Here is a 6,696-nt window from a genome sequence, read left to right on the forward strand (position 1 = left end):
ACCTCCTGCTGGTACGAGCCCCCCATGGCGGAGCGGTTGGTCTGGCCGACGATGGCGACCACGGGCACGTGGTCGAGAAGGGCGTCGTACAGCCCGTTCAGCAGGTGGATGGCGCCGGGCCCGGACGTGGCCATGCACACGCCGACCCGGGACGAGAACTTGGCGTAGCCCACCGCCTCGAAGGCGGCCATCTCCTCGTGTCGGGCCTGGATGAACTTCGGGTCGTTCCCCGCCCGCCCGAAGGCGGCCAGGACACCGTTGATGCCGTCCCCCGGGTAGGCGAAGACCTTGTCCACGCCCCATTGCCGGAGTCGCTCGAGGAGGTGGTCGCTGACGGTCTCTCCCATGGCGTACCTCTTTTCCGCCCTCCAGCCCCCACAATCACGGCCGGTCGGCCGGAGTCCCGTCGTTCCGGCCCCGGTACGGTCGAGGCGTGCCTTCCGACGCGCAGATCGTCGCCGCCCTGGAACGGGTGACGACGGCCCTGCCGGGGGGCGGCGAGAGCCGGCCCGGACAGGTCGTCATGGCTCTCGCCGTCGCCAATGCCGTCCGCTCCAGGCGCCATCTCGTCGTTCAGGCGGGAACCGGGACGGGGAAGTCGCTGGGCTATCTGGTCCCGCTGCTCCTTCTCGGCCGCACCGTGGTCGTCGCCACGGAGACCATGGCGGCGGGCTAAACGTACGATCCTACGCAGGATCCTGCGTTAGAGTGAGTGGCATGCGGCAGCCCGAGAAGACCTTCCAGGCGACGGACGTGGCTCGCCGGAGCCGGGAGGTGCTGGACTCGGCTCGGGCCGGCGGAACCCTGATCCGGGACAAGGACGGGGTGGTCCTGCTCCTGGCCCTGGCCGAAGACGTGGCCCGCCAGGACGAGCTAACCGTCATCGCCGCCGACTTTCTCCGCCTGCAGCGGGCGCTGGCTACAGAGGCCCCTGATGTGGGCGCCTATGGAGGCTTCGGCTGGGTCTCGGTCTTCGGTCGCGACGACCAGCGACGCTTCGGCTTCGAGCTGGAGGCACCGCTGCTCCTCGCCTTGTCCGGGGGCCCCATCCAGGCGCTGCGCGACCTCATCGACGACTGGAAGGCGACCGCCGAGGTCTGGACCGACGAGGCCCTCCGGGAGGAGTTGTCCGTGGCGCTCGAGGAGCCCTTGTACGACTCGTCGCTCTAGCGGGTGGCCCCGCCCCGCAAAGGACGCGCCCGATCGGACCCCAAGCAGCCTTGGGCCCTCAAGCCGGCCTCGGCCCGGGCACACAAGGAGTGGGGCGAGGCCGTGGCAGCCGAGCCCAATCTGATGATGGCCGAACGGGACCGGCTGCAGCAGCGGCCGATGGACCGCAGCCCCAATCCTCGCCGCACCGGACCGTTGGCGGGCCCGTTGGCCACCCGGCGCATCGGCAAGAAGGTCCTGCCGCAATGGCAACACCAGCTCACGGGCGCCGGGCGCATCTGGTACTGCCCGGACAAGGACGACAGAGTCGTATGGGTCACCAAGGTCAGCGTGACCCATCCCAAGGCGACGCAATGAGGTCCGCCGGGTCCGCAGCCGGCCCGGACATCAGCTCCCATCGCGCGCCAACACGCTCGAAGCGGTACCAGTAGCCGGCCCGGCCGAGCCGGAGCTGCCCACCTCCATCGGCGAAGGTCACGCGGTTGGCTCGGACCTGCACGGGCCCCATCCGGCCGCAAGCTGACCGCGCCTCATCGAGAGACTCCCCATCGGGTGTGCAGGAATCTCTCAGGACCCCGACGGCGTCAGCACCCCCGAGCTTCCACGCGGCGCTGAGACGGCCCAGCTCCGCGGCCCGCATACCGGCGGCCGCCGCCAGGGAACCGACCGCGCCCGGGCCCCGCCGATCATGAGCCTCGGCTGCCCTGCGGGCCAGATCGAGCGAAGGATCGAGGTGCAGGCCTCCGTCTCCCTGCCCGACGCAGATCTCCCACGCCCGGCGCGTGGCGTCAGCAACCAGCTCGGACAGGTCCGACCTGCGCACCCGGGAGCCGGGTTCCGGATCCACGGCAAGCGGGACGGGATCACCGGGATGAGATGGCGGTAACGGAATCCTCGGCAACGACGTCGCTGTGCCCCGTTGGGCGTAGGCGTCGCGGGCCGCTACCCCGGAGTCGACGAGGCGCGCAATCGGCGCCAGCCCGGCCGATAGCCGCCGGTCGGCGGAGCCCCGGCGGCGGAGCCGCAGTGCGCCCATCACCTCCTCGCGTGCCCGGCCGCGCAGGGTCAAGAGGGCAAAGGGGTCTGCGTCGAGGACGTCGGCCATCAGGTACACGACGGCAGCCGCGTGCTTGCACGGGTCGGCCCAGTCGGGACAAGAGCAGCGCGGGCCCAGCTCCCCGGGGCCCGGAAGCAGCTCGACGCCAACGGAGCCGGCATCGGCTACCACTTCGGGGGGCAGCTCACCGTCGAGTAGGGCGGCGGTATGTCCGGCCCGCGCCGCCACCGCGTCGAGGAGCCGGTCCCACTCGGCGTCCCTCAGAACCCGGACCCGCACATTCACCTGGTAGGGCTGACGGCGCGAACCGTGCACGGCGGCGCGAATGACACCCGGCGCCACCTCGAGCGGACCCACGCGGCCGGCCCGCGCGTAGGTGCGCCCCCGGGGCAAGCGGTTGGGATCGAGGCGGGCGCGCTCCTCCAGCGCCTCGATCCAGGCCTGGCCCCACCACGAGGTGCCGAAGGCGCGGCGTCTTCCGGTCGGGCGGGGACGGCGTCCGACCGCGGTCATCGCGAGGTCATCTCGCACTCCCGAGGGAGACGAGCGCGGAGAGGTCGTCGTTGGACAGCTCGCTGATCCAGCCCTCCCCTGCCCCCACCACCCGATCCGCCAGCTCCCGCTTGGAGGCCAGCAGGGCGGCGATACGGTCCTCCAGGGTGCCCTCGGTGACCAGCCGGTGGATCTGCACCGGCCGGTCCTGGCCGATGCGATAGGCCCGGTCGGAAGCCTGATCCTCGACCGCCGGGTTCCACCAGCGGTCGTAGTGGATGACGTGGGTGGCCCGGGTGAGATTGAGCCCGACCCCGCCGGCCTTGAGCGAGAGCAGGAAGACAGCTACCTCACCCGCCTGGAAGGAGGCCACCATCTTCTCCCGGTTGGCCGCCGAGACCTTGCCCTGCAACAGCATCGAGGAGACGCCGCGCCCGCCCAGGTGCGATTCGATGAGCGCGGCCATCTGCACGTACTGGGTGAACACCAGCACCGATTCCCCCTCGTCGACGATGACGTCCACCAGCTCGTCGAGGGCCGCCAGCTTGCCCGACCGGCCCGCGAGGGGAGTTCGCTGCCGAAGGTACTGGGCGGGATGGTTGCAGACCTGCTTCAGGGCGGTCAGGAGCTTGAGCACCAGGCCCCGTCTCGCCATCCCCTCGGCCATCTCGACCTGCGCCATGGTCTCCCGCACCACCGCCTCGTAGAGCGTCGTCTGCTCGACGGTGAGGGGAACGACGACATCGGTCTCGGTCTTGGGCGGAAGCTCGGGAGCGATGCCGGGGTCGCTCTTGCGCCGCCGCAGCAGGAACGGCCGCACCGTACGCGCCAGGCGTTCGGTGATCTCGGGGTCCCCGCCGCGCTCGACTGGTACCGCTACCTGGCGCCGGAACCGGTCCAGCGGTCCCAGAAGACCGGGCGTGGTCCAGTCGAGGATCGACCAGAGCTCGGAGAGCCGGTTCTCGACGGGTGTGCCGGTGAGAGCGATACGCGCCTGGGCTGGCAGGCCCCGGAGGGCGCGAGCGGTGCTCGACAGCGGGTTCTTGGCGTGCTGGGCCTCGTCGGCCACCACCAGACCCCAGTCGATCACGCGGAGCGATTCCAGGTCGCGCCTCATGACGCCGTAGGTCACGAGGACCACCTCGCCAGGAGCGACCTTCTCCAGGTGTCGCCCTCCGCCGTGGAAGCGGCGCACGGGCACCTCAGGGGCGAAGCGGCCCAGCTCCCGTTCCCAGTTGCCGAGCAGCGACGTGGGACACACGACCAGGGTGGGCAGCCCCGCGGTTCCCCGAGCCCCGCTGCGCCCACCCGCCGAACCCTTGCGTGACAGGTGGAGGGCTATCACCTGGACCGTCTTGCCCAGCCCCATGTCGTCGGCCAGGCAGCCACCCAGGCCGAGCTCGGCCATCTCCGACAACCAGGCCAGGCCGCGCAGCTGGTAGGGCCGCAGCGTGGCGGTGAGCCCCAGGGGGGCTTCGCCCACTCGGTTGGTACCGGCAGCGGCCCCGAGCCGGGCGGCCAGGTCGGCCAGGGGTCCGTCGGCCGAGACGGCCACCCGTTCACCGTCGACCTCGACATCTCCCGCCAGAGCGGCAGCCAGGGCCTCGGCTCCGGACATCCGTGGGGGGCGGCGCCGCTGCAAGCGGGCCAGAAGAGCGGGATCCACGGTGACCCACCGGCCCCGCAGGCGCACGACCGGGCGCTTGGCCTCGGCCACCTGGGCCAACTCGTCATGGGAAAGAACCTGGCCGCCCAGGGCGACCTGCCAACGGAACTCCACGAGGGAGCTCAGGTCCAGTCCCGCCTTGGTGACCGACCCCGGGCTCGGCGTGGGTCCGACGACCGCCCGGAGCGTGAGCTGGTCCTGGCCGAGCTCGGCGGGCCAAAGCACCTCGATGCCTGCCCCCGCTAGGCCGTCCGCGACGGCTCCCGACAGGAGGTCCCCGGCCGCGGTGTCGTCGAGGACCAGCGATTCGGGCCGAGCCTCGTCGAGCAGCCGCTTCAGCGGTGGCCAGACCTGGGCGCCACGCCGGAGGGCCAGGAATAGATCGGCGTCGACGACGTCTCCCATCCGGGCCAGCACGGCCGCCGGCGCATCCCAAAGGTGGGCGGCGTCCACGACGAGGGAGGCGTCGACCGTGCTGCGCAGCTGGACCGTGGCACGGAGCTCACCGCCAGGCCCGTCCGGGAACTCGAGGCGCAAGCCGGGGCGGGCCCCCGAGTCGAGCGTGCGATCGGCGGTGGCCAGCCACTCCGCCAGGTCGGTGACATCGACGGGATCCGAGCTGGCAAACGCCGGGTCGGCCACGGTGAGCGCCGCCGCGGGGCTGCGCACCAGCGCGTCGGCCAGGGCGTCCCAGAGATCCCGGACCAGCGAGTCGGCCGACCGGATACGCGCCGGTGTGGAGCCGGCGATGGGAATGGCGTGCGCCTCGGGCGGGAAGGCCGCCGCCAGCTGGGCCAGCCGGTCCAGATCCGCGGCATCGAGGGGGCCGACCCGCCAAGCGTCCCATCCCCCCGGGCTGGCGGCGGGCACGAGCCGGCCCCGAGAGATGAGATCGAAGCCCAGACGAGCCGCGCTGACCCATGCCGCGGCCGCAGGGGCGAGTGGGGCAGGGGGGTCGGCCAGCCAGCCCACTGCATCGGCCATCGGCATGAAAAGCGCCGGTACCCGCCGGCGCCGGACCGTGGTCCCGGCCGGGAGCAACAGCTCGAGCTCCCCCCCTTGTCGTGGCGACGTCGGCTTGCCCGACGGTGGGGGCCACAGCGCCAGAAAGCCCGTACGGGGTGGATCGCCGGGCACAAAGACAACGCCTCCGGCCGTCCGCTCCGCCACGGACCGACCGTACCGGCAGGGCCCGGGCGGAAGGCGGATGTACCGCCGCCGGGCAGTCACGACTCGGTTCCGCCACGATGCCCCCGTTACCCTCCGACGGGTGCCCTCCGACGCCGACATCGTGGCTGCCCTTCGGCGGGTGACGGTCGCACTCCCGGGCGGCGGAGAGGAGCGGCCCGGACAGGTCGAAATGGCTCTGGCCGTTGCCAACGCGATCCGCACGAAGCGCCACCTGATCGTGCAAGCCGGGACGGGCACCGGCAAGTCTCTCGGCTACCTCGTCCCCTCGATACTGCTAGGTGCAACTTTTGTGGTCGCCACCGCCACCAAGGCCCTCCAGGACCAGCTGGCCCACCGCGACCTGCCGTTCCTGGCCGAGCATCTCCCCGCTCCGTTCACGTGGGCCGTCCTCAAGGGACGGAGCAACTACCTGTGCCGCCAGCGCGCCGCCGAGGCGACGAGCGCGCCCGAGGAGCTGGGCCTCGAGGAGGGTGGGGACCGCCCCGGCCCGCTCGGCCGGCAGGTCCGCCGGCTGCTCGAGTGGGGTGAGACCACCGCGAGCGGGGACCGGGCCGAGCTCGACTTCGAGCCCCGCCCCGCCGCCTGGCAGGCCGTGAGCGTCACGGCCCAGGAGTGCCCGGGGGCGCCCCGCTGCCCCCACGGGGAGGACTGCCTCGCCGAAGCGGCGCGGAGCCGGGCGGCGGCGGCGGACGTGGTGGTGGTGAACACCCATCTCTACGGAGCCCACCTCGCCAGCGGGGGCATGGTCCTTCCCGACCACGACCTCGTGGTCTTCGACGAGGCCCACGAGCTCGAGGACGTGATGGCCGACAGCCTCGGCCTCGAGGTGGGACCGGGACGGGTGCTGGGGCTGGTCCGGGGCGCCCGGGCGGCCATGCCTGCGTCGGGTCAGGCCCGGGTCGACCAGCTCGGGGAGTCGGCGGAGCGCCTGCAACGGGCCCTCGACGCCCTCGTCGGCCGGCGCCTTCCGCCCCCGCTCCCGGAGGATCTCCAGGCCGCTGTCGACACCCTGCAGGTCCGCATCGGCGCCCTCATGGAGGCGGTCCGGACCCTGCCCGAGGATCCCCCCGCCAAGGCCCGGCTCCTCCAGGCGGCCAGCCATCTGGTCGAGGACCTGCAG

7 protein-coding genes are annotated in these 6,696 nt (G+C 72.4%); 4 read left to right on the forward strand and 3 right to left on the reverse strand.

Annotated elements, in window-relative coordinates; all coding sequences use genetic code 11:
- The coding region (locus VFW24_07280; protein ID HEX5266558.1) for a thiamine pyrophosphate-binding protein at positions 1 to 347 on the reverse strand (347 nt) is incomplete at its 3' end.
- Positions 348 to 433: 86 nt separating this feature from the next.
- Here VFW24_07280 and VFW24_07285 point away from each other — a divergent pair.
- The 3 genes from VFW24_07285 to VFW24_07295 all read left to right on the forward strand — a co-directional run bounded on the left by VFW24_07285 (position 434) and on the right by VFW24_07295 (position 1,527).
- Positions 434 to 676, forward strand: coding sequence for a hypothetical protein (locus VFW24_07285; protein ID HEX5266559.1), 243 nt, complete (start codon positions 434 to 436; stop codon positions 674 to 676).
- 41 nt (positions 677 to 717) lie between these two features.
- On the forward strand, positions 718 to 1,170 hold the full coding sequence (locus VFW24_07290) for a hypothetical protein (GenBank protein ID HEX5266560.1): 453 nt from the start codon (positions 718 to 720) through the stop codon (positions 1,168 to 1,170).
- A gap of 102 nt (positions 1,171 to 1,272) precedes the next feature.
- Complete coding sequence (locus VFW24_07295) at positions 1,273 to 1,527, forward strand: hypothetical protein (GenBank protein ID HEX5266561.1); 255 nt, start codon at positions 1,273 to 1,275, stop codon at positions 1,525 to 1,527.
- On the opposite strand, the gene VFW24_07300 is transcribed toward VFW24_07295, so the two are convergent.
- Entirely contained in the window at positions 1,496 to 2,740 is a 1,245-nt protein-coding gene (locus tag VFW24_07300) for an SWIM zinc finger family protein (protein HEX5266562.1), read from the reverse strand. The two genes, VFW24_07295 and VFW24_07300, sit on opposite strands and share 32 nt — an antisense overlap.
- Positions 2,741 to 2,747: 7 nt before the next feature.
- Positions 2,748 to 5,555: a DEAD/DEAH box helicase gene (locus tag VFW24_07305; GenBank protein ID HEX5266563.1), complete on the reverse strand. Its 2,808-nt coding sequence runs from the start codon at positions 5,553 to 5,555 to the stop codon at positions 2,748 to 2,750.
- Between the two features lie 100 nt (positions 5,556 to 5,655).
- Here VFW24_07305 and VFW24_07310 point away from each other — a divergent pair.
- Positions 5,656 to 6,696: hypothetical protein (locus VFW24_07310; protein ID HEX5266564.1), on the forward strand; the 1,041-nt coding region annotated here is incomplete at its 3' end.

The organism is Acidimicrobiales bacterium, from assembly GCA_036273495.1.
Classification (GTDB): domain Bacteria; phylum Actinomycetota; class Acidimicrobiia; order Acidimicrobiales; family JAJPHE01; genus DASSEU01.

Coding starts and splice junctions, on each gene's coding strand:
- VFW24_07290 (HEX5266560.1), top strand. CDS start 718: ATGCGGCAGCCCGAGAAGACCTTCCAGGCGACGGACGTGGCTCGCCGG.
- VFW24_07300 (HEX5266562.1), bottom strand. CDS start 2,740: ATGACCGCGGTCGGACGCCGTCCCCGCCCGACCGGAAGACGCCGCGCC.